Here is a 23,780-nt window from a genome sequence, read left to right on the forward strand (position 1 = left end):
GGCGTCGGGGAAGGGACCCTCCCGCACGGGAGGGGCCCTTTCACGCGAACGGGGTGGGGGTGACGCCGGCGTCGATCAGGGCGGCGCGCACCAGTTCGGCGCAGCGGACCGCGCCGGGGGTGTCGCCGTGCAGGCAGATCGACTCGACCGGGCACGGGACGACGCTGCCGTCGACCGCGACCACGGTCCGCTCGGTGGCCATCCGCACGGCCCGGGCGGCCACCTCCTCCGGGTCGGTGACCAGCGCGCCGGGGGCGGTGCGCGGCACCAGCGAGCCGTTGGGCAGGTAGCCCCGGTCGGCGAAGCCCTCGGCGACCACCCGCAGCCCGGCGCCGGCGGCGAGCTGCGCGAGGACCGAGCCGGGCAGGCAGAGCAGCGGCAGCTGGTCGTCGTAGTCGCCGACCGCCGCGACCAGCGCCGCCGCCTGGGCCTCGTCGCAGGCGGCGGCGTGGTAGAGCGCCCCGTGCGGCTTCAGGTAGCGGACCCGGGTGCGGAACAGCCGGCAGAACGCCTCCAGGGCCCCGAGCTGGTAGGTGACCTCGTCGCGCAGCTCCGCGAAGGCGTACGCGATGTGCCGCCGGCCGAAGCCGGCGAGGTCCCGGTAGCCGACCTGCGCGCCGACGGCCACCCCGCGCTCCGCGGCGCCCTCGCAGACCCGGCGCATGGTGGACGCGTCGCCGGCGTGGAAGCCGCAGGCGACGTTGGCGGAGGTGACGAGGTCCAGCAGCGCGGCGTCGTCGCCGAGTCGCCAGATGCCGAATCCCTCGCCGAGGTCAGCGTTGAGGTCCATGGAACCTGACCGTAGTCCCTGGCCGGGCCTGCGCGAGCGGGGTCACGTCGTCCACCACCCCGACGACGGGGTACCCGCCGGTGGTCGGATGGTCGGCCAGGAAGATCAACGGTTGGCCGTCCGCCGGCACCTGCACCGCGCCGAGCACGATGCCCTCGCTGGGCAGTTCCCCGGCCACCGCGCGGGGCAGCGCCGCGCCGGTGAGTCGCGCGCCGACCCGGTTGCTGACCGGGCTCACCGTGTACGCGCTGCCGAACAGCTGGTCCAGCGCGGCCGGGGTGAACCAGTCGTCGCGGGGGCCGAGCCGCAGGGTCAGCCGCAGCTCGGTCGGGGTGGACGCCGCGACGGTGACGTCCACCGGGGCGGGCGGTCCGGTCGGTGTGCCCAGGGGCAGCCGGTCGCCGTCACGCAGTGGCGGCGGGCCGAGCCCGGAGAGGGTGTCGGTGGCGCGGCTGCCGAGCACCGGCTCGACGGCGATACCACCGCCGATGGCGAGCCAGTTGCGCAGGCCGTCGCGGGGCGGGCCGATCCGCAGCACGGCGCCCGCCGGCACCGACAGCGGCCGGCCCACGTCGCCGGGACGGTCGCCGACCCGTACGGCGGCGCCGGCACCGGTCACGGCGACCGCCGTCGCGCGGCGGAACCGCAGCTCGCAGCCGGTCATCGTGATCTCCAGGCCGGCGGCGGACTCCGGGTTGCCGACGAGCCGGTTGGCCAGCCGCAGCGCCGCCGGGTCGAGCGCGCCCGACCGGGGTACGCCCAGGTGTGCCCAGCCGACCCGGCCCAGGTCCTGGACGGTGGTCAGCGCGCCGGCGCGGAGCACCTCGACCACCGGGGTCACGCGGCCACCAGGCGTACCCGGGTGCCCGGGGTGAGCCGGGCCGGCGGGTCGGCGTGCACGTCGAAGAGGGCCATCGCGGTGCGCCCGACCAGCAGCCAGCCGCCGGGCGAGGCCGCCGGGTAGATCCCGGCGTACGGGCCGGCCAGGGCGACCGAGCCGGCCGGCACCCGGGGACGCGGGGTCGGCAGCCGGGGCACCGCCAGTTCGGCGGGGAGCCCGGTGAGGTAGGCGAATCCGGGGGCGAAGCCGCAGAAGGCCACCCGGAAGCGGGTACGTCGCAGCCGGTCGACCACCGTCGGCACGTCCACGCCCCACTGGGAGGCGACGAGGGGCAGGTCCTCCCCGTCGTACGTCACCGGAACCTCGACCAGGTCGGCGGCGGCTGCGGGCGTGCCCGCGCCCGCTGCCGTCCCGCCGGCCGCCGCCCTGCCAGTTCCCGCACTGCCAGTTCCCGCACTGCCGGTCGCCGCCGAGTCGGCTGCCGGCGCGCCAGCGACGGTCGGCCCACCGGGGGCGCCCGGTCGGGGCGGCCAGGCGGCGATCCGCGCGGCCGTCGTGGCCGGGTCCGGCACGCCGTCGAGCAGTACGGTGGTGGCCGCCGGCACGATCTCGACGGCCGTCAGCTCGCCGCGTTCGCGCCGCCGCCACAGCTCGGCCCGCCACGCCTCCACCTGGTCGGCGTCGGCACAGTCGATCAGCAGGGCGTGTGCGCCGACGGGTCGGATCCGCATCCCGCCATACTCCCCGACCGGCGCAGGACACCAGAGTCGGTCGGCCGCCGTCCCACGTGACCGGACGCACTACTTGAAAGTAACCTACGGTGCCGTAACCTAAGGGCGTGACCACCTCCGCACCGCTTCGACTGAAGCCGGTCGACATCGGTAAGCCCCGGATGCGCGGCTGGCTGCACACGTACGCGTTCTTCGTCGCCCTCCTCTGCGGCATCGTGCTCAGCGCGATCGCCGCCACCCGGCCCGGCTGGGCCCCGCTGGTCAGTTGCCTCATCTACAGCGTGACGGTGTGCGGGCTCTTCGGCACCAGCGCGCTCTACCACCGGCGCGTGTGGTCCGAGCGCGGCTACCAGATCATGCGCCGGATGGACCATTCGATGATCTTCGTGTTCATCGCCGGCACCTACACCCCGTTCTGCGTACTGCTGCTGGAACCCCGACCGGCCACGATCATGCTGGCGCTGGTCTGGGGCGGCGCGCTCGCGGGCGTGGCGCTCAAGCTGGTCTGGCCGCACGCCCCGCGCTGGGTCTCCGCGCCGCTCTACCTGGCGCTCGGTTGGGTCTCGGTCGCGATGCTGCCCGACATCCTGCACCAGGGCGGCGTCACGGCGCTGGTGCTGCTCAGCGTTGGCGGTGCGATCTACAGCGTCGGCGCGGTCTGCTACGCGCTCCGCCGGCCCGACCCCTGGCCCACCGTCTTCGGCCACCACGAGTTCTTCCACGCCTGCACGCTCGTGGCCGCGCTCTGCCACCACATCGCCATCTACTTCGCCCTCTTCGCCTGACGGGACACGCACCGGGGGCCCCGCCGCGTGGCGGAGCCCCCGGAAAGGTCGTGTTCCCTGACGTCAGACGGTGCGGCGCGGCCGACGCACCTCGCGGTACTCCTCCACGACCCGGTCGTCCCGCACCGGCACGACCTGCTCGGCGACCACGCGCTCACCGCGCACCGGGGCGACCACGGCCCGACGGCGTGAGTTCCAGAAGTGAAGGGTGAGCAGCAGGCCGGCCACGCCGGCCAGCATCAGCACCCAGCCGACCACGGCCAGGTTGAGCCAGCCGAGATCCGCCTCCACGGCGAACGCGAAGATCGCACCCAACGCGATCAGAAAGATACTGCCACCAAAGCCCATCTCGTCGCCTCCTCGGCTGTCCCCTGGCGTTTCCTTCCGCCGCGGCCATCGGTGAGGTTGCGGCATCCATCGACTTACCCAGGCGCTCTGATCGCCAATCGGGCAAGCTGAGGGCATGACGGACGCTTCCGCCCGGGGACGCACGCTGGTGCTGCTCCGGCACGCCAAGGCCGAGCCGCCCGGGGAGGTGGTGCCGGATGTGCAGCGTCCCCTGGCCGTACGGGGCCAGGCCGACGCGGCCGCGGCCGGCGCCTGGCTGGCCAAGCACGACCTGCTGCCGGACGTGGTCATCTGCTCGGCCGCCCGGCGCACACGGGAGACCTGGCACAGCGTGGCGATGGGCATGACCGGATCCCCGCCGGAGGGCGGCTCGGCGGGCCCCGCCCCCGTCTTGCGCTACGAGGCCGACGCGTACGAGGCGCACCCGCAGGACCTGCTGGCGCTGGTCCGGAGCGTGGACCCGAGCGCCCGCACGGTGCTGCTGATCGCGCACAACCCGGGCATCTCGCTGCTCTCGGCGCTGCTCGACCCGGAGCGGGCGGACCAGGACGGCATGCGCACCAGCGACGTCGTGGTGCACCGGGCCGACGTCGACTGGCCGCAGCTCGGCGCGGGCAGGGCACCGATCACGGATCGGCACACCGCCCGCGGCTGAGCCACCCGCCGGTACGTGGCGGGTGGCTCAGAGGCGGTGGCGCCGTCCGGCCGCCGGCTCAGAACGGCGGCGCCGTCCGGCCGCGGCTCAGTGCGGTGGCGTCGTCAGCCGGGCTCAGGACGGCGGCGTCAGGCCAGGCTCAGGACGGCGGCGGCATCAGGCGGAGGTGGCTCAGGACGGTGGCGCCGTCGGCGGCGGCGGATCGGGCGGCGGAGGCATCATCGCGGTCGGGTGCGAGAGCCGGTTCTCCTCGACGATCAGAGTCCGCGCCCGCTTGCGCCGGTCCTGCCAGAACCAGAGCGTGGTGAGCAGCACGCCCAGCCCGGCCAGGATGAACACCCAACCGACCGCGCGCAGGTCGACCCACCAGACGTTGGCTCTGATGGCGAAGGTCAGGATCGCGCCGATGGCGATCAGGAAGATTCCGCTACCAATGCCCATGTGCGCTGCACTCCCCCGTGCGGTGGCTCTGGGCGTTCTCTGACGTGGCTTCGCGACGGTTACCCGCCACACCGCCCGGCTACCCGGTTGGCGTCCCCGAATAGCCGACGGAAGCACACTGCGACGGGAGGCCACCACTCTTCCCTAGCGACCCGGCTGCATCGCACGACTGCGCACGGTAACCGCGCCTCAGCAATCCACGCCCTTACTCACCGTAGCCAATCCCACTCGGCCCCACCGCCCACGAAACGGACACTGCGCCCGAACATGGACCGATTGGCGCGAACAGGCGCCCCATCGGCACCCCTCCACAGACGCTTTGCTCTGCATCAACGGACGCAACAGGCACTCAGCGTTGCTGTTGCGTCCGTGGATGCAGAGCAAAGGGCGGCGGTGGGTGGGTCCGCGGGAGCAGCGGTCCGTGACACTGCGTGATTGGCCTGACTCTGGCGTGCGGCGGCCGCAGGGCGCGGGCGCAGGCGGATGGGCGGCGTGCGCCCCGCCCGGGGGTGGCTCACGCTCCTCCGTCGCCACGTCGCCACCGTCGCCACCGTCGACAGTGGCGACGCCGTCGACAGCTTGACACCATCGGCGACGTCCGACGCGGTCTCGGGTCCGGCGGGACGGACGACGACGGCCGGCGAGCTGTTGCCCGCCGGCCGTCGTGCCGATCATCGCCGGGTCGTCCCCGGCTCCGCCGCCGCGCCGTGGCGCGTCACGGCGTACCTCAGAAGGCCTCCTCCGGGAGGTCCATGACGTCCAGGTCGGTGCTCTCGACGATCCGCCGGTCGGCACCGATGCGGGGCAGCACCTCGCGGGCGAAGAACCGGGCGGCGGCCACCTTGCCGGTGTAGAACGCCTTGTCGGCGGCGGAGACCTCGCCGGCCAGGGCCTTCAGGGCCACGTCGGCCTGCTTCTGGAGCAGCCAACCGACGACCAGGTCGCCGATCGCCAGCAGGAAGCGGCGGCTGCTCAGGCCGACCTTGTAGAGCGCCCGGGTGTCGCCGCCCTGCGCCTCGCCCAGCCAGCCGGTCATCACGCCCACCATGTTCTGGATCTCGGCAAGCGCCTTGCCCAGCGCCTGCCGCTCCTCCTTGAGCTGGCCGTTGCCGGCCTCGGTGGCGATGAACTCCTGGATCTCGCCGGCGACCGCCATCAGGGCCTTGCCGTTGTCCCGGACGATCTTGCGGAAGATGAGGTCGAGGCTCTGGATCGCCGTCGTGCCCTCGTAGAGGGTGTCGATCTTCGCGTCCCGGACGTACTGCTCCAGGGGGTAGTCCTGGAGGAAGCCGGAGCCACCGAAGGTCTGCAGCGACTCGTGGCCGAGCAGCTCGTACGCCCGCTCCGAACCGACGCCCTTGACCAGCGGGAGCAGCAGGTCGTTGACCCGCTTGGCGAGCTTGGTCGCCTTCTCGTCGCCCGCCGCCTCGGCGATGGCGACCTTGTCCTGCCAGGTGGCGGTGTAGCAGACCAGGGCGCGCAGGCCCTCGGCGTACGCCTTCTGCAGCAGCAGCGAGCGGCGCACGTCCGGGTGGTGGGTGATCGTGACGCGCGGCGCGGTCTTGTCCGCCATCTGGGTCAGGTCGGCGCCCTGCACCCGGCTCTTGGCGTACTCGAGGGCGTTCAGGTAGCCGGTCGAGAGGGTGGCGATGGCCTTGGTGCCGACCATCATCCGGGCGTTCTCGATGATCATGAACATCTGCCGGATGCCATCGTGCTTCTCGCCCAGCAGCCAGCCCTTGGCCGGCACGCCGTGCTCACCGAAGGTCACCTCGCAGGTGTTGGAGACCTTCAGGCCCATCTTGTGCTCGACGTTGGTGGCGAAGACGCCGTTGCGCTCGCCCAGCTCACCGGTGTTCTCGTCGAAGTGGTACTTCGGCACCACGAAGAGGGAGAGGCCCTTGGTGCCCGGGCCACCGACACCCTCGACGCCGACCGGACGGGCCAGCACGTAGTGGATGATGTTGTCGCTCAGGTCGTGCTCGGCGGACGTGATGAAGCGCTTCACGCCCTCGATGTGCCAGGAGCCGTCGGGCTGCGGGACGGCGCGGGCCCGGCCGGCGCCCACGTCCGAGCCGGCGTCCGGCTCGGTGAGCACCATCGTGGAGCCCCACTGCTTGTCGGCGAAGAGCTTCGCCCACCGCTTCTGCTGCTCGGTGCCCTCGACGTGCAGCACGTGCGCGAAGGACGGGCCGGAGGAGTACATCCAGACGGCGGCGTTGGCGCCGAGGATCAGCTCGGCGAGGGACCACACGAGCGCCCGGGGCGCGTTGCTGCCGTCCAGCTCCGTCGGGAGCTCCAGGCGCCAGAACTCGGAGTTCATGAACGCCCGGTACGACTTCTTGAACGACTCCGGCAGCGGCGCGGTGTGCGTGGCCGGGTCGAAGACCGGCGGGTTGCGGTCGCTGTCCGTGTAGCTGGCGGCCAGATCCTCCCGGGCGAGGCGGTCGACCTCGGCGAGGATGTCGCGTGCGGTGTCGACGTCCAGGTCCGTGTACGGCTCCTGGCTGAACGCCTGGTCCGCCCCGAAGACCTCGAAGAGGTTGAACTCGAGGTCCCGAAGGTTGCTCTTGTAGTGGGTCATGCTCGCTGGCCCCGCTTCCGGACAGGTGTTACCGATCAGTAACCCAGACTGTATTACCGATGGGTAGGCAGCGACAAGCCGATCACCGAAGTGACGGCGATTACACACTTCCCGTTCGGGTTGCGGAAGGGGGGCGTCGAGCCCGCCCGGCTCAGCTCTCGGCCGCGCCGACTTCCCAGCTCGGCACGGCGACCGTGGCGGGGCCGCGCGAGCCCGTGTACTCCATCAGGACCAGGGCGATGTCGTCGTCGAGCCGGCCGTGCACCCACTCGACCAGGGCGGTCTCCAGCGAGGCGAGCCCGTCGCCGACGGTGCCGTGGCCGAGCAGCCGCCAGGCCCGGTCGGCGGTCGGGAAGAACTCCCCGTCCCGGCGCGCCTCGCCGAGCCCGTCGGTGAAGAGCAGCAGCCGGTCGCCGGGCTCCAGCCGCTCGACCCGGGGCCGTACGACCGGCATGAAGCCCAGCGGCGGGGCGGGGGCCGGCGGTTCGAGGGGGATGACGGCGCCCCGGCGCAGCAGCAGCGGCGGCGGGTGGCCGCAGTTGACGATGGTGAGCGTCCCGCCCCGCTCCTCGACCAGTGCGGCGGTGACGAAGTCCTCGTCGCCCACGCTCCGGGCCACCGCCCGGTCCAGGTCGGTCACGACGGCCCGCAGGTCCGCCCGCTCGTACGCCACGTGCCGGTACGAGCCGAGCACGATGCTGGCGAGCCGCACCGCGTCGAGGCCCTTGCCCCGCACGTCGCCGATGATCATCCGCACCCCGTACGGCGTGTCGACCGCCTCGTACAGGTCGCCGCCGATCTCGGCCGTGGCGGTGGACGAGATGTAGCGGGCGGCCACCGAGAGCGAGCCCACCTGCGGACCGAGCGGGCGCAGCACGGCCTGCTGGGCGACGGATGCGAGTCGGGACAGCTCGGCGATCCGCTCGGCCTGCCGCTGCCGCACGGACGCCGTGGCCACCGCGATGGCGGTGCCCAGCGCGATGCCCGCGACGGCGACCGTGGTGGGCAGCGCGACGGTCTCCTCCCAGAGCGCGAAGCCGGCCCCCAGGGCCGTGGCGGCCATGCCCACGCCGAGCACGATCCGCCACGACGCCAGCGCGGCCGTCAGGAACGGCGCGGCCACCATGAGCGCGATGTAGTTCGCCGGACGGCCGTCGGCCAACTCCACGGCCGAGACGATCGCGAGCAGGACGAAGGCCGCGCCGAGGCCGGCGCGGGATCCGGGGCTCAGTGGGCCGGGGCCCGACTGGAAGGGTCGCGTGCGTACGAGGGACAGCATGCCTGATGGACGTGAGCGGGTGAATGAACCTGACCCGTCGGGCGAGCATGTTCTGCCCACCCGGATCGTGTCACCGGGCCGATCGCCACCCGGCCGGCGCTCAGCCGAGCACCTCGTAGCGGACCTCCACGTGACCGGCGTCGAGCGAGGCGATCTCGGCGAAGGCGGCGCGGGACAGGTCCAGGCAGCGCCCCTCGATGAACGGGCCACGATCGTTGACGCGCACCGTCACGGACTTGCCGTTCGCCGGGTTGGTGACCCGGACCCTCGTGTCGAACGGCAGGGTCTTGTGGGCGGCGGTCAGCGCGGACGGATCGAAGTTCTCGCCGTTGGCGGTGAGCTGCCCCTCGGAGTAGAACGAGGCGCCGCACGAGCCGCTGTCGACGACCGGGCGGGCGGTGCTGCTCTTCTTCGTCGCGGTGGGCTTCGGCGCGGCGGTGCGCGGCTTGCTCCGGGAGGGGGCCTGGGTGGACCGGCTGGCCCTGGGGCTGGCGGTCGCGCTCGGCGACGCGCTGGCGCTCGGCGTAACGGCCGGCGGGGCGGCCGGCGAGGTGGGGGCCGCACCGGTCGGCAGGTCGCTGGGCGCGAGGTCGACCGCGGCCGGCCGGGCGGGCTCCGCGCCCGAGGTCAGCTGGACGGCGCCGACGGTGCCGCCGACGGCGAGGGCGACCCCGACCGCCGCGGTGGCCGCGATGCCGGCCGGCGAGGAGAACATGCGGGTACGGGAGTGCCTGCCAGTCACCGGTCCGGGTCCTTTCGTCTTACGAGCAAATCGGGTCGGACCGTAACGAGAGAAGCACATCCGAAGTCAACGTGATCATGGTGGTATGACCGCAATTGCAGTGATACGTGTGGCCGATCATCCGATCCGACGTGGGCCGGGCGGCCCGGGTGCGGGGCGGGGCGCCCGGCCCGGTCACCGTGGCGCAGGATGGGCCCATGCCCTCCGAGCTGAGCGGACGCCTCGCCGCGCTGGTCAGGTGGATCGATCCCGGCCCCGGTGCCACCCATCTGGTCAGCGACGTCTCCGGCTGGTGGCGGGACCCGGAGGTCCTCGCCCGGCTGGGACCGGCCCTCGTGGCGCCGTTCCGGGCCGCCCGGCCCACGGTGGTGGTCTCACCGGCGGTCACCGGCTACCTGCTCGGCCCGCTCGCCGCGACGGCGCTCGGGGTCGGCTTCGTGCCGGCGCACAAGCCGGGCGACGGCCGGCTGCCCTCCGGGCCGCTCACCTGGGCGCAGAGCCCGCCGGACTTCCGGGGACGACGGGTCGACCTGGCCGTACGCGACCACGGGCTCGGCCGGGGCGACCGGGTGCTGGTGGTGGACGACTGGGTGGCGACCGGGGCGCAGGTCCGCGCGCTCTACGAGATCTGCGCCGCGCGGGGTGCGGAACCGGTCGGCACCGCCACCGTCGTACTCGACTGCCCCCCGGCGGTCGCCGCCGAACTGCGCGTCCGAGGGCTCGTGGACGGCGCCGACCTGACGGCTTGACCTGAACCTCGGTTCAGGTCGGAGGATCGCCGCATGGGCGAGGAGATCCTGGACGAGGCGTACCGACGACTGCACCGCACCGGTCCCGAGTACGAGGGCTGGCTCTCCAAGCCGGTCAGCTGATCTGGGCGAACGTCTCGACGGCCGTGCAGACCCGGCCGAGCGCCTCCGCCGAGCGGGCCAGCGGACCCGGCACCATCAGCGCGTGGTCGGCCTGCTCGATCTCCACCACGTGCGGGGTGAGCCGGCGGGCGAGCGAGCCGTCCCAGGACGGGTCCGCCGTGCCGCCCACCAGCAGGAACGGCGTGGTGGCGCGGCGCAGGCCGTCGACCACGGCGGGCACGTGGAGCAGCGGGGTGAGCCAGACGGCCGGCAGCGCGCGGTCGGCCGCGAGCGGCGTGGCCATCGAGCCGAGCGACTTGCCGACCAGCAGGTGCGTCGGCTCGGCGAGGGTCGGGGTGACCTGCCCGATCACCCATTCGATGGCAGGCCCCGGCCCCTCCCGGTCGGGGGCGAACCGCTCCGGCACCTCCCACGAGACGGCGTGCAGGGCGTAGCCGACGCGGCGCAGCGCCTCGCCGGCGTAGACGAAGAGCGGGAAGCGGGTGTCGTAGCCCCGGCCGGGGATGAGCACCGCGCGCCTGTCCGCCATGCCGCCCTCCCGATCGTCGCCCCACCCACCGTAGCGCCCGTCACACCGACGGTGGAGGCGGAAATGCCACGACGGGTGATCGACGGCGACGGTACCGTCGGCAGGATGTGGCCTCGCATCGGTGGACTGCGCACCCTCGCCCTCGGCACCCCCGGCGAGCTGCGGACCCGGCTCAACACCCTGGTGCTCGCCGGGGTGAAGACGGCGACCGCCGGGCTGACCACCGAGTACGCCGAGGAGGGCGAGGAGCTGGAGCGCGCCGGTGAGCGGCTGGCCCTCGTCGACGACGAGGACGCGCTGGTCGGCGTCGTGGAGGTCACCGGCGTCGAGGTGGTCCGCTTCGCGGACGTGCCGTGGGACTTCGCCCGCTCCGAAGGGGAGGGCGACCGTTCCATCGAGGAGTGGCGCGCCGGTCACGCCGCCTACTGGGCGCGCGTGGGCACCCCCGTCACCGACGACAGCGAGGTCGTCTGCATCCGGTTCCGGTTGGTCTCCGGCGGCGACGGCGGGATCACCACCGGAGACCTCGGCACCTGAGCGCGCCGGCTCGACGGGCCGATCGGCCGGCCGGGCTGACGCCTCCGGCAGCACCTGCGCCAGGTAGGCGCCCGGTCAGGCGCGACGCAGCTCGGGCAGCAGGCGGGTGGCGACGTCCGCCAGGACGGCCTCGTCGCCGGCGTACCAACTGCTGGCCCGGGGCCAGTGGGTGACCACGTCGGTGAAGCCGAGGGTGGCGGCCCGGCCGACCTGGTCGGCGAAGAAGTCGGCGCTGCGCAGCGAGAAGACCGGCGCGGAGTCGAGCGAGAGGTAGCGGTCCAGGGTGCCCGGGTCGCGGCCCGCCGCGGCCAGCGTCGCGTCCATCCGGGCGGCGGCCTCGGCCACCCCGTCCCACCAGCTCTCCAGGTCGTCCACCGTGGGCCCGGTGGTGACCCAGCCCTGGCCGAAGCGCGCCACCAGCCGCATCGACCGCGGCCCGTTGGCGGCCACCACGAACGGCACCCGGGGCGTCTGTACGCAGCCCGGGTCGTTGCGCGCGTCCACGGCGGTGAACCACTCCCCGCGCCAGGTCGTACCGTTCTCGCGCAGGATGAGGTCGAGCAGTTCGGTGAACTCGGCGAACCGGTCCACCCGCTGGCGCGGCGGCAGCGTCTCCCCGCCCAGCACGGCCGAGTCGAAGCCGATGCCGCCGGCACCGAGGCCGAGCAGCAGCCGCCCGCCGGAGACGTCGTCGAGCGCGGTGACCTGGCGGGCGAACGCCGCCGGGTGACGGAAGTTCGGCGAGGCGACCAGCGTGCCGAGCCGGATCCGGGAGGTCACCGTCGCGGCGGCCGTCAGCGTGGTCACGGAGTCGAACCAGGGTCCGTCGACCAGGTCCCGCCAGCCCAGGTGGTCGTACGTCCAGGCGTGGTCGAAGCCCCACTCGTCCGCCTGCGACCAGCGGCGACGCGAGTCGGACCAACGCTGGTCGGGAAGGATCACGATGCCAATCCGCATGATCGCCAGCCTAGGCCCCGTGGCGGGGGGCGGGGCGGACCAGGCCGTCGCCGCCCGGGCGTCCGTCCGCACGGGCCTTGACCATGTATCGATGATCTGAATATGGTGTCACCCGTGACCGCGATGCGAGAGCCGACCTTCCTGATCCTCACCGCACTCGCCGGCGGCCCCCGGCACGGCTACGGCATCATCCGCGACGTCACCGCCCTGTCCGCGCAGCGCGTCACCCTGCTGCCGGGCACCCTCTACGCCGCGCTCGACCGGTTGCACGCGCAGGGGCTCGTCGCGCCCGACCGCGAGGAGACCGTCGACGGCCGGCTCCGCCGCTACTACCGCCTCACCCCGGACGGGATCGGCGCCCTGGACGTCGAGACCGCCCGGCTGCGCCAGCTCGCCACCGCCGCCGAGACCCGGCTGCGCGCGCTCCGCCCCGGCACCGCCTGACGACCCGCTCACCCTGTCCCCGCGCACCACCGCTTCCGGGCAGCACGACCGCACCGCCGCACCACGCTCTGGCACCACCGTCTGCCGCACCGCTTCCGGTGCGTACCGATCGGAAGGACAGTCATGCCGACGACCGGCGACCCGCTCGCCCGCCGCTACCGGCGGCTGCTGTTCTGCCACCCCCGCGCCTACCGGCGGGCCCGGGCCGACGAGATGGTCGGGGTGCTGCTGGACGCGGCGCCGCCGGGCCGCACCCGGCCGACGGCGCGCGAGGCCGCCAACCTGATCCGGCACGGCCTGCGCTGCCGGCTGGGACGACCGGCCAGCCGCACGGTCGGCGTCTGGGCCACCCTCACCGCCGTCGTCTGCGGCCTGTTCACCGCAGCCCTCGCCACCCGGGCCGCCTGGGAGACCTCTCCGCCGCAGCCCGACCGGGCCGAGACCGCCGCCGTCTTCGCCGCCGTGCTGCCCGGTCACGACCTCGGCGACGTCGACCTGGCGCCGGCGCTCTTCACCTTCTACAGCCAGCCGCTCACCGTCCGGGCGCTCGACAACCTGCTGCTCGGCGACGGCGGCGAATACCAGCAGAGCGCCGTCGTGGCCGGCGCGGCCGGCTCACCCCCGAGGCCCGCCGACGAGACGCTCGCGTTGGCGCAGCGGCGCCTGCAAGAGACCGGCTGGCAGGTGTACGAGCCGATGGTCCGCAGCAACCCGGGCTGTGTCGACAAGGCGTGCGTCCCGGTCGTCACGATCACCGACACCACCCTGCTCGCCCGGCGCGGCGACACGGTCCTCCAGCTCCACGTCGCCGCCCCGCCCTCGCCCGACGGCAGCAACCTGTCGCTGACCCTGAGCCGGACGGCCCCGCCGGCCGTGCTGCCGGCCGGCGTCGCCAGCGGCCTGCTGGGAACGACCCTCGGCTGGCTGGTCTTCGGGTGGGCCAGCCGGCGCACCGAGGCGGGACACCCCGCCCGGGGAGCGGTCAGCGTCCTGCTCGCGATCACCCTGTTCCTCTGGTGGACGCCCGTGTTGCTGGCCGCCCCGAGCCTGCTCCGGCACCACCGCGCCGAGCCGCACCCGACGTGGCACCCGCTGTGGGAGTGGCTGGGCCAGCCGGCGGCCTCACTGCTGTTCGTGGTGGGCGCGGCGAGCGCGCTGCTGGGGCTGGCGCTGGCCACCCTGCCTCGACGCAGCCCGCTGCCGTCGACCGCCGTCGGCTGACCGCCGGGCATCATCCGGCGGGGCGACCGCCGTCAGTCCCACCAGAACGACCAGGAGTGCATGCCGAGGAGTTCCTCGGCATAGGCGGTCAGCGAGCCGGCGCCCTGCCAGACGTTGTCCGGGCAGAAGGCGAAGTGCTCGGCCGCAACCGCCAGGGCGTGCCCAGTGGACGTCGGTGGCGCGGCGACGCTGAGGTTCAGGGTGGCGAAGCCGACGCCCACCACCCGTACGCCGAACCGGTCCTCCCAGCTGCGCAGCACCGCCGAGATCTCCCCGGCGTCGCCGGTGTGGTTCGTCGGGCCGGACCAACCCACGACGGCCAGGGTGTCCGCGCTGCGGATGGCCGGCACGAGCCCGAGACGCGTCCGCCCGTCCACCAGGAACTCCGCGCACTCGTCGGCGAGCACGTCGGGCGCCTCCGTCAGGTCGCCCGGCCTGACGAGACCGGGCCAGTTCCGGCCGAACGGGGCCCTGACGGCCGACGTCTCGTCCTCGTCGACCGTCGTGCAGCCGGCCCACCATCGGGCCAGCAGTTCCGCCACGTCGTGGCGCTCCGGCGACGACATGTCGGCCGGACGGACCTCGCCGTCGACCCAGGGGCGGCTCTCGTCGCTCGACAACCCGCTCAGCAGCAGCGGCCACAGCCCGGACTCCGGATGCAGCGCCCGCATCCGCGCCCACAGTCCCGGATCGGCGGGGGCGTCGCTCAGCCAGTACGGCGGCGGTCCGCCGTCCTCCGGCTCGACCGTGCGGCCGGGCGGCAGTGCCGCGGGCGGTAGCGAACTCAGCAACTGGGAGAGGTTCGGAATCACGGCGAGAGCGTAGGCGGCCCGTACGACCAATCCCGGCCCTCCCGCGATGCCCCGCTCCGGGCCTATGGGGCTCCGAACGGCTCGTCGTGCCGCGGAAGCGCGCCTGGTCGCCGTCGATGCTCGGCGCGGACCCCGCGATCACACCGCCGTCCGGCGGGCGGTGGATTTCGGTGGCTGAGCCCTGCCCGCAGGGGCTAGAACGGTGGTCGTGACCGCCAACATGGACGCCGACGAGGTCCACGCCGTCCTGGCCGCCCTCACCGATGCCGGGTGCCGGGCCTGGATCGGCGGTGGATGGGGCGTCGACGCGCTCGTCGGACACCAGACCCGTACGCACCGCGACCTGGACCTGGCCATCGCGGCGGAGCAGGAAGCCGCGGCGTTGGGGGCTCTCGGCCGGCTCGGCTACGTCGTCGAGACCGACTGGCGGCCGGTCCGCGTCGAGGTCGTCGCCGGCGGGCGGGGGCGGGTCGACCTGCATCCGCTGACGTTCGACGAGGCCGGCGACGGCCACCAGGCCGGCCTCGACGGCGGCAGCTTCCGCTGGCCGAAGGGCTGCTTCACCACCGGCACCATCGCCGGTCGCCGGGTCGACTGCATCTCGGTCAACCAGCAGTTGCTGTTCCACAGCGGCTACGAACCGCGCGACGTGGACCACGCCGACCTTGCCTGGTTGCACCGCCTCGCCGCACGCCCGGCGCCCGGCGGCGAGCGGAGACCCTGAGCCGGCGGCCCCTCCGGACCGTGGGCGGCGCCGGACCGTCCACCGATGGTCCACCGGCGGCCCGGCCCCCGGGGCTCCACCGTGGAGGCGGGCCGGTGCGGCGAAGCGGTCAGGCCGGCGTCAGGATCAGCCATCCGAAGCCGACGACGTCGCGGTAGCCGGTGAGATATTCGACGCGCCGCTCGTCGGCGAACGCACGCGCCTCCGGCGTGCCGAGGCGTTCGATGCCCGCACGCCAGTCGGACTCGAAGTCGTCCCACTCGGCGAGGGTGGACACGGCGACGTGCAGCGGTCGGAACCCCGCGTCCACGGCGAGCTGGGCCAGGCCGGCCAGGTCGGGCATGTCGCCGAAGGTCTCGCGGACCCGTTCGCCGGGACTGGCCTGGTAGAAGCCGCCAGCGAACAGCAGTCTGCCGCCGGGCAGGGTGAGCCGGTGCAGCGCGGCGAGGGCTTGCGCGGCGTCGCCCCAGATGTGGCCGGCCCCGACGTTGACGACGAGGTGGGCGGGCCGGTCCCAGGTGGCCGCGTCCGCGCTGTGGAACGTGACCCGGTCGGAGGCGCCCCGCTCCGTCGCGCGCAGCCGGGCCCGCTCGGCGTCGCGCTCCACGCCGTCGCCGGCGATGCCGTGGGCCGCGCACAACCGTAGGAGCAGCTCGCCGTTGCCGCAGCCAAGGTCCAGGGCTCGCCAACCCGCCCCGGTGGGAGTCAGTCGCCGGACCAGGTCTGCTGCCCGATCCTCGCCGAGCGGCGAGTTGAAGGTCAGGTTGGCCGCGGCGGCGACCAGGTAAGTACTGCGATCCTGGCTGTTCACCGGCATACGGTACGACAGTGGGCCCGTGCCCGAGGGGCGCCGAAATCGACGGTCGAGACTCCGTCCTGGTCAGGGCCTTGGGGTGGAACGAAGACGGAAATCGGACCCGCGTAGCTGGCCGTGATGATGAACGAGGTGGTGTCGTCCGCCGGGGTTCACGTCGGTCAGGCTGGTGATGAAGTCCGAGCGGACGTGTACGAGCCCCTGCCCGGTTCGCCCGCCTGGGTGCCGGCCAGCGCGGTGGGGACGACGTCGGCACGCGACGGACACGGCTGGCTCAACGCATACGATCATGCCCGTGGAGGGTCTGGGAGCCCTCGGCGCGGTGCTCCGCGGCGCGCTGAGTTGCCTGTTCGTCTGTCTGATGCTCTGTGCCGTCGCTGCGGCTTGGGCAACTTGGCCCACGCGCCGGTAGTGGCCACTGGCCGCCTCGGCCCGCCGTAGACGTTGAGGCGGAACTGATGCCGCAACGGCCGTAGGGCGGCACCGGAGCGCCTTGCTGCTGCCGGACTCCGGTCAGTTGTACAGCCAGAAGGCAGCACAGCCGTAACAGAGCGCAAGTAGCACGACCGAGGTGAGCAGCAGCACGAGCAGCGTGAGCAGTTCGGTGCGCGCCGCTGGCAGAGACGGATCCAGCGGGCGAACTGCCCCCGGCGGCTCAGAGTCGGGCACGGCGTGATCATGTCAGACCCGAGGACGGCCGCGAAGTTGTACGCGTGACGAGCCGTGCCGTCCGCGCGAAGGGGCGCTCCACCGGCCGTGATGCTCGAAACGTCTGCGGTCGGTGGCGCCGGTTTGGTTGCGTCTCGCGCTCGTCAGTGACCGCTCCGCCCTCTGGCTACCGGTCCGTGGACGGCCCATCGAAATCAGCCTGGCGCTCGGCCTGCCAGTTGGCGTGTCCCTTCAGTAGGTATCCGGTTCAGTAGATCGCGAACAGGATCAGGAAGCACGTGAAGAACACCCCCGAGACGATGCTCGCAATGACGAGTGCTTCCCTGCCGTTCGACAGCCCGTGTGTGGCGAATCCGGCGAGCCCCAGGAAGAAGAAGATGACCATGTAGATAGGCAGCGTCGCGCTGTCGGCCGGGTGAGGAACGCGAGGCAGCCATGGGGCCTGAGAGTCTTTGTCGATCACGCCGTGAGTATCGAGGACGCTCACGGTGGGAGCTAGCGGATCTTCTCGTCGCCGCGGACCGTCCGATGCCCACCGCAGTTCACCAGCAGGCCGGGGATGACCGGGGCTGATGGCACGCGAAATGATCGTTGGCGTTAAAGTGCCGAAGGCCCCGGTCGGGACTCGTGTCCTGACCAGGGCCTTTCGCGTGGAGCGGGTGACGGGAATCGAACCCGCACTGTCAGCTTGGGAAGCTGATGTTCTGCCATTGAACTACACCCGCAGGCGGCACCACTGTACCTGAGTCGTCACGTCGGTGCACCCAGGTACCCCTCCGACACCACCCGCGCCGCGATCTTGGCAGCAAACGGCCCCCATAGGTGCCCGAACTCACCAAGATCGCACCACGCCACCGCCAGCCGCGCCACCGCCAGCCGCCAGCCGCGCCGTCGTGCAGCTCGACGGGCCCGGTCCGCGCGCCCTGGTCCGAACCGGGACCGCGAGTCGCATCCCCATCGCCGCACGTCGATCGTTCACGCGTACCGCCAGGAAAAAGTTCCACCGCGGCAACATATGGGCGTTCTCAAATACCTCGATCGGTTGTAACGTCTGCCCAACGTTCCAGCCACGGCGTGACATACCCCCTGTCGCGCCGCCAGAAAGAGGTGGGCCCATGGGACTCCGTCCCAACCTGCTGACCCGGCGTACGGCCGGTGTCGCGTCGACGACCCTCGCGCTGCTGATCAGCACCGCCGCCGTGGGCGTCGTGCCGGCCGCTTCGGCCTTCTCCGCCGCCCCGAGCGAGGTCTGCGTCGAGCCGGCCGACGTCCACTCGGACGCCCGCGTCAAGCCCGGCGGCGGCGCCGAGCACGAGCCGAACGAGTTGACCCTCGCGGAGACCCGCGAGCGCGAGGCCGACCTGGCCGCCGCCCTGCGCGAGCGGGCACGGTTCCGCGCCGGCGCCGGCGCCTCCACGATGGCCGCCACCGTCACCATCCCCGTGGTGGTGCACGTGATCCAGGAGAACAGCACCCGGGCCGGCGGCAACATCCCCGACTCGATGATCAACTCGCAGATCAGCGTGCTGAACCAGTCGTTCAGCGGGGCGACCGGCGGCGCGTCCACCGCGTTCAGCTTCCAGCTCCAGACGATCAACCGGGTGACGAACCCGTCCTGGTACCCGATCGTGCAGGGTTCCTCGGCGGAGCGGTCGATGAAGACCTCGCTGCGTACGGGCGGCAAGAACACCCTCAACATCTACCTGGGCGAGCTGAGCGACAGCCTGCTCGGCTGGGCGACCTTCCCGACCCGCAAGCTCAGCAGCATGGACGGCGTCGTCGTGCTGAGCGAGTCGCTGCCGGGCGGCACCGCCACCAACTACAACCAGGGCGACACGGGCACCCACGAGGTCGGCCACTGGCTGAACCTCTACCACACCTTCCAGGGCGGCTGCTCCGGCTCGGGCGACAGCGTCAGCGACACCGCGGCCGAGGCGTCGCCGGCCTCCGGCTGCCCGACCGGGCGGGACACCTGCACCGCCCCCGGCGTCGACCCGATCACCAACTTCATGGACTACAGCTACGACTCCTGCATGTACCAGTTCACCGCCGGGCAGGCCAGCCGCATGCTGACCGCCTGGAACGCGTACCGCGCGGCGTAGTTCCGCCGTACGACCGCACCGGTGCCGGCCTCGCTCGACGGGGCCGGCACCGGCGTCTGTGCGGCCGGGCACACGGGGACGGTGCGGGGGTCACGGTGCGGCGCCCCGGAGGGGGGACGGCCCAGGGCGCCGCACCGCGTCTCAGGCGGCGGGGCGGGCGGCGTGGTCGCCGGCGCACCCCGACCGGGTCTCGGGCATGAGCGCGGTGCCGCCGGCGGTCGCGCGGGGGTCGAGCCACACCTGGACGGCGGGCCGGCCGTGCCCCTCGCCGGCGCCGCCCGCGACGCCGGACTCACGGCGGGCCAGCATCGCCACGTCGACGGTGAACTCGAAGACCCGCCAGTCGACCTGCGGTGCGGCCCGGTGGCTGCGGGCCAGCCGGGCGACCCGGGCCGGGTCGGTCACCGGTTGGGCGTGGCCGGCGACGTAGGCCTCGTCGTCGCTCTCCTCCGGCGGGAAGGAGTGCAGCGCGTAGCGGCCGTCGCGCTCCAGGTCGCGCCGCTTGGGCGAGTCGACGACGAAGCAGAAGAGCCCCTCGTCGGTGATCACCGGGGAGACCGGGTGCACCCGGGGACCGCCGTCGGCGCGGACGGTGGCCAGGTAGCCGAAGCCCGGCCCGTACTGCTGCATGAGAAGGCGGATCCCGTCGGCGAGGCGGGGCTCGTCGGCGGCGAATTCGGACCAGGAAGCCATGCGGACATTCTATCGAACAAACGTTCGAACACGCACTCCGACACGCAGGTCACGCGCATCGCTCGCTAAGGTGTGCGGATGCTGCTCTCCGACCGCGACCTGGCCTCCGAGATCGAGGCGGGCACGCTCGCGCTGGAGCCGTTCGAGCCCGCGCTGGTGCAACCGTCCAGCATCGACGTACGCCTGGACAAGCTCTTCCGGGTCTTCAACAACCACCTCTACACCCACATCGACCCCGCGCAGCAGCAGGACGACCTCACGTCGATGGTCGAGGTGCCGGAGGGCGAGCCGTACGTGCTGCATCCGGGCGAGTTCGTGCTCGCCTCGACGCTGGAGGTGATCACGCTCGGCGACCAGCTCGCCGGCCGCCTCGAAGGAAAGAGCTCACTGGGCCGGCTCGGCCTGCTCACCCACTCCACGGCGGGCTTCATCGACCCGGGCTTCTCCGGTCACGTGACCCTCGAACTGTCCAACGTGGCCAACCTGCCGATCACCCTCTGGCCGGGCATGAAGATCGGGCAACTCTGCATCTTCCGGCTCTCGTCGCCGGCGCAGCACCCGTACGGCTCGGCCGTCTACGGCTCGCGCTACCAGGGGCAGCGCGGGCCGACCCCGAGCCGTTCCTGGCAGCACTGGCGCACCTGGCCGACCCGCTGACCCGGACGCAGCGGGCCGGGACGGGCCCCTTCCCGCACCGGAGGCGTCGGGAGGGGCCGTCCCGCCGGCTCAGCCGGGCCGGCCGTAGCTGTGGATCGGGCCGTCGTCGACCTTCTTCATCTTGATCGGCACCCCGGCACGGGAGGCGTGCACCACCCAGCCCCCGCCGACGTACATGCCGACGTGGTGCAGGTCGCTGTAGTAGAAGACGAGGTCACCCGGGCGCAGCTCGCCCCGGCTGACGGTCGCGGTGGCCCGGCGCTGCTGCGCGGCGTTGTGCGGCAGCGAGACCCCGGCCTTCGCCCAGGCGGCGAGCATCAGGCCGGAGCAGTCGTACGAGTTCGGCCCCTCGGCGCCCCAGACGTAGGGCTTGCCGATCTGCGCACAGGCGAACTTCACGGCGGTGCCGGCCGCGCCGCCGGGATAGCCGGCGGGGCAGGGTGCGGGGCGCAGCGGCCCGCCGCCGCCGTTGCCGTAGATCCGCAGCCGCAGCTTCTGCAACCGGTCGATCTCGGCGTTGATCTGCTTCTTCTTCGCCGCGAGCTGGGCCTCGGTGCGGCTGAGCTGGACGACCATCTCGTCCAGCGGCGCCTTCTTCGCGGCCAGCCGGTCGCGCAGCTCGGCGACCTGCCGCACGTCCTGCTGCTGGTGCTGGGCGAACCGGTCGAGCAGTTCGAGCTGCCCGACCATCTCGCTCGGTGATCGGCTGCCCAGCAGGGCGTTGACGGCGGAGACGTTCTCGCCCTTGTAGGCGCGGGCGGCCAGCGCGCCCACCTTCTCCATCGCCTGGTCGACCTGCTTCTCCAGCGGCCCGATCTGCGCGGCGAGCGCGTCAGCCTGCTTCCGCCTGGCGGCCAGGCCCTGTCGGGTGGCGTTGTGCCGTTCGATGACCGGTTCGAGCTTGTTCCAGTCCTCGTCGATCTGCCGCTCGATCTCGGCGACCGTCGGTTCGGCGTGGGCCGCCGTGGCGCCGCCGGTCAGGACGACGGCGAACGCGGCCAGGGCGGCGAGGGCGGTGGTGCAGCGGTACCAGCGTGGGCGCGGCGCAGCCGTCACCGGGTCGGCGAGGGCCGACCGGGTCGACGGTGGCCGCGGGGCATGGTGTGCCACCGGGCTTCGTACTCCTTCTTCCGGACCGCCTACCGGGTTAGCTGACGGGTTCGGGCGGGAAGGGGCGCCCTACCGCAGGATCGCGGATTCACCCCGGGGAACCTGGGTCCCCGGCTCGCTCGGGAGCGACTCGGCGGTGTCGGACCGTCACCGCCCTGGTTGGACGGATTGTCACCGGCCGACGAAGGACCAGAGTAGAGACGACCGTTATCGATCCGCAACCCTGCGGGCGGTGACACTCCGTACCCACCGGGACCGGACGGATCCGCAACCCGGACGACGAAGATTTCCTTCCTTTTAAAGTGTCTGACGGAAAGGTATTGACCAGAGGCGGCGGGCGGGGCGAAGGTGGCCCCAACTTCGCCCGTCCGAACTGGGGGTCTGATGCACCTGTCAGCGACATCGAGGAGCAGACGCGTCCTGCTGGCCGCCGCCGTGGCCGCCGCCATGGCGGCGACGCCGCTCACCGCCGCCGGATCCGCCGCCGCAGCAGCGCCGGTGGACGACCGGCAGCAGCAGTACGCCGCCGCGGCGGCCGAGTACGGCGTGCCGGAGAGCGTCCTGCTCGGGGTCTCCTACCTGCAGTCCCGCTGGGACACCAACGCCGGAACGCCGAGCACCAGCGGCGGCTACGGACCGATGCACCTCACCGACGCCGAGCACGTCGCCGCCATGTCCGGCGGCACGCACCACGACGAGGGCACCGAGGACCCGCGCGGCGACGACTCCCGCCCGTCCCTGGCCGAGGCCCACGAGCCGCCGGCCACCCCGCCGCCCGCCGAGGCCGCACTCCGGACCGTCGACGCCGCCGCCGGTCTGACCGGCGCCAGCGAGGAGGCGCTGCGGACGGACGTCACGGCGAACATCCGGGGCGGCGCGGCGCTGCTGGCCGCGTACCAGAAGGAGATCGGCGCCCCGGTCGGAGCCGACACCGACCCGGCGGCCTGGTACGGCGCGGTGGCCCGGTACTCCGGCGCGGACAGCGCCGACGCCGCGGCGGCCTTCGCCAACGAGGTGTACGCCACCATCGCCACGGGCGACAGCCGGGTGACCGACGACGGACAGCGGGTCACGCTGGCCGGCCGCGCGATCCAGCCGGACCGCTCCTGGCTGGACCGGCTGCGCCTGCGCAAGCTCACCCGGCCCGACGGGCTGGAGTGCCCGAGCGACATCTCCTGCGAGTGGATCCCGGCCCCCTACCAGCAGTACGGCCCCACGCTCGGCGACTACGGCAACCACGACCTGGGGAACCGGCCCGCGCAGCAGAAGATCGAGTACATCGTCATCCACGACACCGAGGGCTACTTCGGTCCCAGCGTCAACCTGGTCAAGGACCCGAAGCGGGTGGGCTGGCACTACACCCTGCGCTCGGTGGACGGGCACATCGCCCAGCACATCAAGACCAAGGACGTCGGCTGGCACGCCGGCAACTGGTACGTGAACTCCAAGTCCATCGGCCTGGAGCACGAGGGCTTCGCCGGGCACGGCACCTGGTACACCGAGGCGATGTACCGCACCTCCGCCAAGCTGGTCCGCCACCTGGCTCGGGCGTACAACATCCCGCTGGACCGCAACCACATCATCGGGCACGACAACGTCCCCGGCACCGTCGCCGCGAACGTGCGCGGCATGCACTGGGACCCGGGACCGTACTGGAACTGGTCGCACTACTTCGACCTGCTCAAGGCGCCGTTCTTCTCGACCGGCACGCACCGCACCGGGCTGGTCACCATCGACCCGGACTTCGCCACCAACCAGCCGCCCTTCACCGGCTGCAACCGGCAGCCCCCGGGCGTGCCGAACCCGCCCCCGGCGACCGCCCCCTGCCCGCTGCGCGGCTCCTCGGCGCTGTTCCTGCACAACGCGCCGAGCCAGGACGCGCCGCTGCTCAACGACATCGCGCTGCGACCCGACGGCACCCCGAACACCACGTACGTCTCCGACCACGGCGCCCGGGTGTCGGCCGGACAGACGTACGCGCTCGCCGAGGTGCGGGGCGACTGGACCGCGATCTGGTACCTCGGCCAGAAGGGGTGGTTCCACAACCCCGCCGCCAAGCCGACGGCGAAGTGGTCCGTCGGGCTCGTGGTGACCCCGAAGGCCGGTAAGGCCACCATTCCGGTGTACGGCCGGGCCTACCCGGAGCAGGCCGCGTACCCGGAGGGCGTGCCGTACCAGACGATCTCGCCGCTGCAGTACACCCTGTCGGCCGGTCAGCGGTACGCCGTCGGCAACCTGCTCCCCGGCGAGTACTACCGGGCCACCACGTTCGACGGCTCCGCTCCCCACGACCGGACGGTCGTCCGGGGCGACAACAAGTACGTGCAGGTCCAGTTCGGTCACCGGATCATGTACGTCAACCTGGACGACGTGAACGTGGTGCCGTCCCCGCTGGGCGCGCCCCGCTGATCCATCCGCACGACGAGGGCCCCCGGTCGATCCG

26 protein-coding genes, 1 tRNA gene and 1 riboswitch are annotated in these 23,780 nt (G+C 72.9%); of the genes, 10 read left to right on the forward strand and 17 right to left on the reverse strand.

The window, feature by feature from the left end; all coding sequences use genetic code 11:
- Positions 1 to 40: 40 nt before the first annotated feature.
- Genes AB0883_RS13375 through AB0883_RS13385 form a run of 3 tightly spaced genes read right to left on the reverse strand, consistent with a single transcriptional unit; the run spans position 41 to position 2,362 of the window.
- A complete protein-coding gene (locus AB0883_RS13375; protein ID WP_366641416.1) occupies positions 41 to 790 on the reverse strand; it encodes a 5-oxoprolinase subunit PxpA in 750 nt (249 codons plus the stop codon).
- Positions 774 to 1,631 carry a biotin-dependent carboxyltransferase family protein gene (locus tag AB0883_RS13380; protein ID WP_366641417.1) on the reverse strand — a complete coding sequence of 286 codons (858 nt, stop codon included), beginning with the start codon at positions 1,629 to 1,631 and terminating at the stop codon, positions 774 to 776. The genes AB0883_RS13375 and AB0883_RS13380 overlap by 17 nt, the downstream gene beginning before the upstream one ends.
- A complete protein-coding gene (locus AB0883_RS13385) occupies positions 1,628 to 2,362 on the reverse strand; it encodes an allophanate hydrolase subunit 1 (protein WP_366641418.1) in 735 nt (244 codons plus the stop codon). The genes AB0883_RS13380 and AB0883_RS13385 overlap by 4 nt, the downstream gene beginning before the upstream one ends.
- Positions 2,363 to 2,469: 107 nt before the next feature.
- Here AB0883_RS13385 and AB0883_RS13390 point away from each other — a divergent pair, with 107 nt between their 5' ends.
- Positions 2,470 to 3,147, forward strand: a complete 678-nt coding sequence (locus AB0883_RS13390; protein ID WP_366641419.1) for a hemolysin III family protein — start codon at positions 2,470 to 2,472, stop codon at positions 3,145 to 3,147.
- 63 nt (positions 3,148 to 3,210) lie between these two features.
- On the opposite strand, the gene AB0883_RS13395 is transcribed toward AB0883_RS13390, so the two are convergent.
- Positions 3,211 to 3,495 carry a DUF6458 family protein gene (locus tag AB0883_RS13395; protein ID WP_366641420.1) on the reverse strand — a complete coding sequence of 95 codons (285 nt, stop codon included), beginning with the start codon at positions 3,493 to 3,495 and terminating at the stop codon, positions 3,211 to 3,213.
- A 115-nt stretch (positions 3,496 to 3,610) separates the two neighbouring features.
- Here AB0883_RS13395 and AB0883_RS13400 point away from each other — a divergent pair, with 115 nt between their 5' ends.
- A complete protein-coding gene (locus AB0883_RS13400) occupies positions 3,611 to 4,150 on the forward strand; it encodes a histidine phosphatase family protein (RefSeq protein WP_366641421.1) in 540 nt (179 codons plus the stop codon).
- A 171-nt stretch (positions 4,151 to 4,321) separates the two neighbouring features.
- Here AB0883_RS13400 and AB0883_RS13405 read toward each other — a convergent pair whose 3' ends face one another.
- The 4 genes from AB0883_RS13405 to AB0883_RS13420 all read right to left on the reverse strand — a co-directional run bounded on the left by AB0883_RS13405 (position 4,322) and on the right by AB0883_RS13420 (position 9,196).
- A complete protein-coding gene (locus AB0883_RS13405) occupies positions 4,322 to 4,591 on the reverse strand; it encodes a DUF6458 family protein (protein ID WP_013730795.1) in 270 nt (89 codons plus the stop codon).
- A gap of 727 nt (positions 4,592 to 5,318) precedes the next feature.
- Complete coding sequence (locus AB0883_RS13410; RefSeq protein ID WP_366641422.1) at positions 5,319 to 7,175, reverse strand: acyl-CoA dehydrogenase; 1,857 nt, start codon at positions 7,173 to 7,175, stop codon at positions 5,319 to 5,321.
- Between the two features lie 151 nt (positions 7,176 to 7,326).
- On the reverse strand, positions 7,327 to 8,454 hold the full coding sequence (locus AB0883_RS13415; protein ID WP_366641423.1) for a PP2C family protein-serine/threonine phosphatase: 1,128 nt from the start codon (positions 8,452 to 8,454) through the stop codon (positions 7,327 to 7,329).
- Positions 8,455 to 8,554: 100 nt separating this feature from the next.
- The gene (locus AB0883_RS13420; RefSeq protein WP_366641424.1) at positions 8,555 to 9,196 is read right to left on the reverse strand and encodes a septal ring lytic transglycosylase RlpA family protein; all 642 of its coding nucleotides are present in this window, start codon (positions 9,194 to 9,196) and stop codon (positions 8,555 to 8,557) included.
- 197 nt (positions 9,197 to 9,393) lie between these two features.
- On the opposite strand from AB0883_RS13420, the gene AB0883_RS13425 reads away from it, so the two are divergent.
- Positions 9,394 to 9,945, forward strand: a complete 552-nt coding sequence (locus AB0883_RS13425) for a phosphoribosyltransferase family protein (protein WP_366641425.1) — start codon at positions 9,394 to 9,396, stop codon at positions 9,943 to 9,945.
- Positions 9,946 to 10,060: 115 nt separating this feature from the next.
- Here AB0883_RS13425 and AB0883_RS13430 read toward each other — a convergent pair whose 3' ends face one another.
- Positions 10,061 to 10,597 carry an alpha/beta hydrolase gene (locus tag AB0883_RS13430; protein ID WP_366641426.1) on the reverse strand — a complete coding sequence of 179 codons (537 nt, stop codon included), beginning with the start codon at positions 10,595 to 10,597 and terminating at the stop codon, positions 10,061 to 10,063.
- A gap of 105 nt (positions 10,598 to 10,702) precedes the next feature.
- Here AB0883_RS13430 and AB0883_RS13435 point away from each other — a divergent pair, with 105 nt between their 5' ends.
- Positions 10,703 to 11,134 (forward strand): ASCH domain-containing protein, encoded by a 432-nt coding sequence (locus tag AB0883_RS13435; RefSeq protein WP_366641427.1) that lies wholly within the window; start codon positions 10,703 to 10,705, stop codon positions 11,132 to 11,134.
- 75 nt (positions 11,135 to 11,209) lie between these two features.
- Here the strand turns inward: AB0883_RS13435 and AB0883_RS13440 are convergent, their stop codons facing one another.
- Complete coding sequence (locus tag AB0883_RS13440; protein ID WP_366641428.1) at positions 11,210 to 12,091, reverse strand: LLM class flavin-dependent oxidoreductase; 882 nt, start codon at positions 12,089 to 12,091, stop codon at positions 11,210 to 11,212.
- 123 nt (positions 12,092 to 12,214) lie between these two features.
- On the opposite strand from AB0883_RS13440, the gene AB0883_RS13445 reads away from it, so the two are divergent.
- Both AB0883_RS13445 and AB0883_RS13450 read left to right on the forward strand, forming a co-directional pair.
- The gene (locus tag AB0883_RS13445; protein ID WP_366641733.1) at positions 12,215 to 12,535 is read left to right on the forward strand and encodes a helix-turn-helix transcriptional regulator; all 321 of its coding nucleotides are present in this window, start codon (positions 12,215 to 12,217) and stop codon (positions 12,533 to 12,535) included.
- A 123-nt stretch (positions 12,536 to 12,658) separates the two neighbouring features.
- The gene (locus AB0883_RS13450; protein WP_366641429.1) at positions 12,659 to 13,756 is read left to right on the forward strand and encodes a hypothetical protein; all 1,098 of its coding nucleotides are present in this window, start codon (positions 12,659 to 12,661) and stop codon (positions 13,754 to 13,756) included.
- Positions 13,757 to 13,788: 32 nt separating this feature from the next.
- Here the strand turns inward: AB0883_RS13450 and AB0883_RS13455 are convergent, their stop codons facing one another.
- Positions 13,789 to 14,568, reverse strand: a complete 780-nt coding sequence (locus AB0883_RS13455; protein ID WP_366641430.1) for a DUF4253 domain-containing protein — start codon at positions 14,566 to 14,568, stop codon at positions 13,789 to 13,791.
- Positions 14,569 to 14,776: 208 nt separating this feature from the next.
- Here AB0883_RS13455 and AB0883_RS13460 point away from each other — a divergent pair, with 208 nt between their 5' ends.
- The gene (locus AB0883_RS13460; RefSeq protein WP_366641431.1) at positions 14,777 to 15,292 is read left to right on the forward strand and encodes an aminoglycoside adenylyltransferase; all 516 of its coding nucleotides are present in this window, start codon (positions 14,777 to 14,779) and stop codon (positions 15,290 to 15,292) included.
- Positions 15,293 to 15,401: 109 nt separating this feature from the next.
- Here the strand turns inward: AB0883_RS13460 and AB0883_RS13465 are convergent, their stop codons facing one another.
- The 4 genes from AB0883_RS13465 to AB0883_RS13480 form a co-directional block, all read right to left on the reverse strand.
- Positions 15,402 to 16,103 carry a methyltransferase domain-containing protein gene (locus AB0883_RS13465; RefSeq protein ID WP_366641432.1) on the reverse strand — a complete coding sequence of 234 codons (702 nt, stop codon included), beginning with the start codon at positions 16,101 to 16,103 and terminating at the stop codon, positions 15,402 to 15,404.
- Positions 16,104 to 16,619: 516 nt separating this feature from the next.
- A complete protein-coding gene (locus AB0883_RS13470) occupies positions 16,620 to 16,775 on the reverse strand; it encodes a hypothetical protein (protein ID WP_366641433.1) in 156 nt (51 codons plus the stop codon).
- A gap of 247 nt (positions 16,776 to 17,022) precedes the next feature.
- Positions 17,023 to 17,238 (reverse strand): hypothetical protein, encoded by a 216-nt coding sequence (locus AB0883_RS13475; protein ID WP_366641434.1) that lies wholly within the window; start codon positions 17,236 to 17,238, stop codon positions 17,023 to 17,025.
- Between the two features lie 188 nt (positions 17,239 to 17,426).
- Positions 17,427 to 17,500 (reverse strand) — tRNA-Gly (locus tag AB0883_RS13480).
- Positions 17,501 to 17,890: 390 nt separating this feature from the next.
- On the opposite strand from AB0883_RS13480, the gene AB0883_RS13485 reads away from it, so the two are divergent.
- On the forward strand, positions 17,891 to 18,877 hold the full coding sequence (locus tag AB0883_RS13485; RefSeq protein WP_366641435.1) for a zinc metalloprotease: 987 nt from the start codon (positions 17,891 to 17,893) through the stop codon (positions 18,875 to 18,877).
- A gap of 141 nt (positions 18,878 to 19,018) precedes the next feature.
- Here the strand turns inward: AB0883_RS13485 and AB0883_RS13490 are convergent, their stop codons facing one another.
- Entirely contained in the window at positions 19,019 to 19,570 is a 552-nt protein-coding gene (locus AB0883_RS13490; protein WP_366641436.1) for a pyridoxamine 5'-phosphate oxidase family protein, read from the reverse strand.
- A 78-nt stretch (positions 19,571 to 19,648) separates the two neighbouring features.
- Here AB0883_RS13490 and dcd point away from each other — a divergent pair, with 78 nt between their 5' ends.
- Positions 19,649 to 20,227 (forward strand): dCTP deaminase, encoded by a 579-nt coding sequence (dcd, locus tag AB0883_RS13495; RefSeq protein WP_121397319.1) that lies wholly within the window; start codon positions 19,649 to 19,651, stop codon positions 20,225 to 20,227.
- A gap of 69 nt (positions 20,228 to 20,296) precedes the next feature.
- Here dcd and AB0883_RS13500 read toward each other — a convergent pair whose 3' ends face one another.
- Positions 20,297 to 21,337 carry an NlpC/P60 family protein gene (locus AB0883_RS13500; protein ID WP_366641437.1) on the reverse strand — a complete coding sequence of 347 codons (1,041 nt, stop codon included), beginning with the start codon at positions 21,335 to 21,337 and terminating at the stop codon, positions 20,297 to 20,299.
- Positions 21,338 to 21,349: 12 nt separating this feature from the next.
- Positions 21,350 to 21,483, reverse strand: a riboswitch (cyclic di-AMP (ydaO/yuaA leader).
- A 238-nt stretch (positions 21,484 to 21,721) separates the two neighbouring features.
- Between AB0883_RS13500 and AB0883_RS13505 the strand changes: the two genes are divergently transcribed.
- Positions 21,722 to 23,746, forward strand: coding sequence for a peptidoglycan recognition family protein (locus AB0883_RS13505; RefSeq protein ID WP_366641438.1), 2,025 nt, complete (start codon positions 21,722 to 21,724; stop codon positions 23,744 to 23,746).
- Positions 23,747 to 23,780: the final 34 nt, after the last annotated feature.

This window comes from Micromonospora sp. NPDC047812 (genome assembly GCF_040704175.1).
Lineage (GTDB): Bacteria > Actinomycetota > Actinomycetes > Mycobacteriales > Micromonosporaceae > Micromonospora.

Coding starts and splice junctions, on each gene's coding strand:
- dcd (WP_121397319.1), top strand. CDS start 19,649: ATGCTGCTCTCCGACCGCGACCTGGCCTCCGAGATCGAGGCGGGCACG.
- AB0883_RS13395 (WP_366641420.1), bottom strand. CDS start 3,495: ATGGGCTTTGGTGGCAGTATCTTTCTGATCGCGTTGGGTGCGATCTTC.
- AB0883_RS13440 (WP_366641428.1), bottom strand. CDS start 12,091: ATGCGGATTGGCATCGTGATCCTTCCCGACCAGCGTTGGTCCGACTCG.
- AB0883_RS13385 (WP_366641418.1), bottom strand. CDS start 2,362: ATGCGGATCCGACCCGTCGGCGCACACGCCCTGCTGATCGACTGTGCC.
- AB0883_RS13410 (WP_366641422.1), bottom strand. CDS start 7,175: ATGACCCACTACAAGAGCAACCTTCGGGACCTCGAGTTCAACCTCTTC.
- AB0883_RS13485 (WP_366641435.1), top strand. CDS start 17,891: ATGGGACTCCGTCCCAACCTGCTGACCCGGCGTACGGCCGGTGTCGCG.
- AB0883_RS13425 (WP_366641425.1), top strand. CDS start 9,394: ATGCCCTCCGAGCTGAGCGGACGCCTCGCCGCGCTGGTCAGGTGGATC.
- AB0883_RS13405 (WP_013730795.1), bottom strand. CDS start 4,591: ATGGGCATTGGTAGCGGAATCTTCCTGATCGCCATCGGCGCGATCCTG.
- AB0883_RS13415 (WP_366641423.1), bottom strand. CDS start 8,454: ATGCTGTCCCTCGTACGCACGCGACCCTTCCAGTCGGGCCCCGGCCCA.
- AB0883_RS13450 (WP_366641429.1), top strand. CDS start 12,659: ATGCCGACGACCGGCGACCCGCTCGCCCGCCGCTACCGGCGGCTGCTG.
- AB0883_RS13490 (WP_366641436.1), bottom strand. CDS start 19,570: ATGGCTTCCTGGTCCGAATTCGCCGCCGACGAGCCCCGCCTCGCCGAC.
- AB0883_RS13400 (WP_366641421.1), top strand. CDS start 3,611: ATGACGGACGCTTCCGCCCGGGGACGCACGCTGGTGCTGCTCCGGCAC.
- AB0883_RS13375 (WP_366641416.1), bottom strand. CDS start 790: ATGGACCTCAACGCTGACCTCGGCGAGGGATTCGGCATCTGGCGACTC.
- AB0883_RS13505 (WP_366641438.1), top strand. CDS start 21,722: ATGCACCTGTCAGCGACATCGAGGAGCAGACGCGTCCTGCTGGCCGCC.
- AB0883_RS13430 (WP_366641426.1), bottom strand. CDS start 10,597: ATGGCGGACAGGCGCGCGGTGCTCATCCCCGGCCGGGGCTACGACACC.
- AB0883_RS13445 (WP_366641733.1), top strand. CDS start 12,215: ATGCGAGAGCCGACCTTCCTGATCCTCACCGCACTCGCCGGCGGCCCC.
- AB0883_RS13435 (WP_366641427.1), top strand. CDS start 10,703: ATGTGGCCTCGCATCGGTGGACTGCGCACCCTCGCCCTCGGCACCCCC.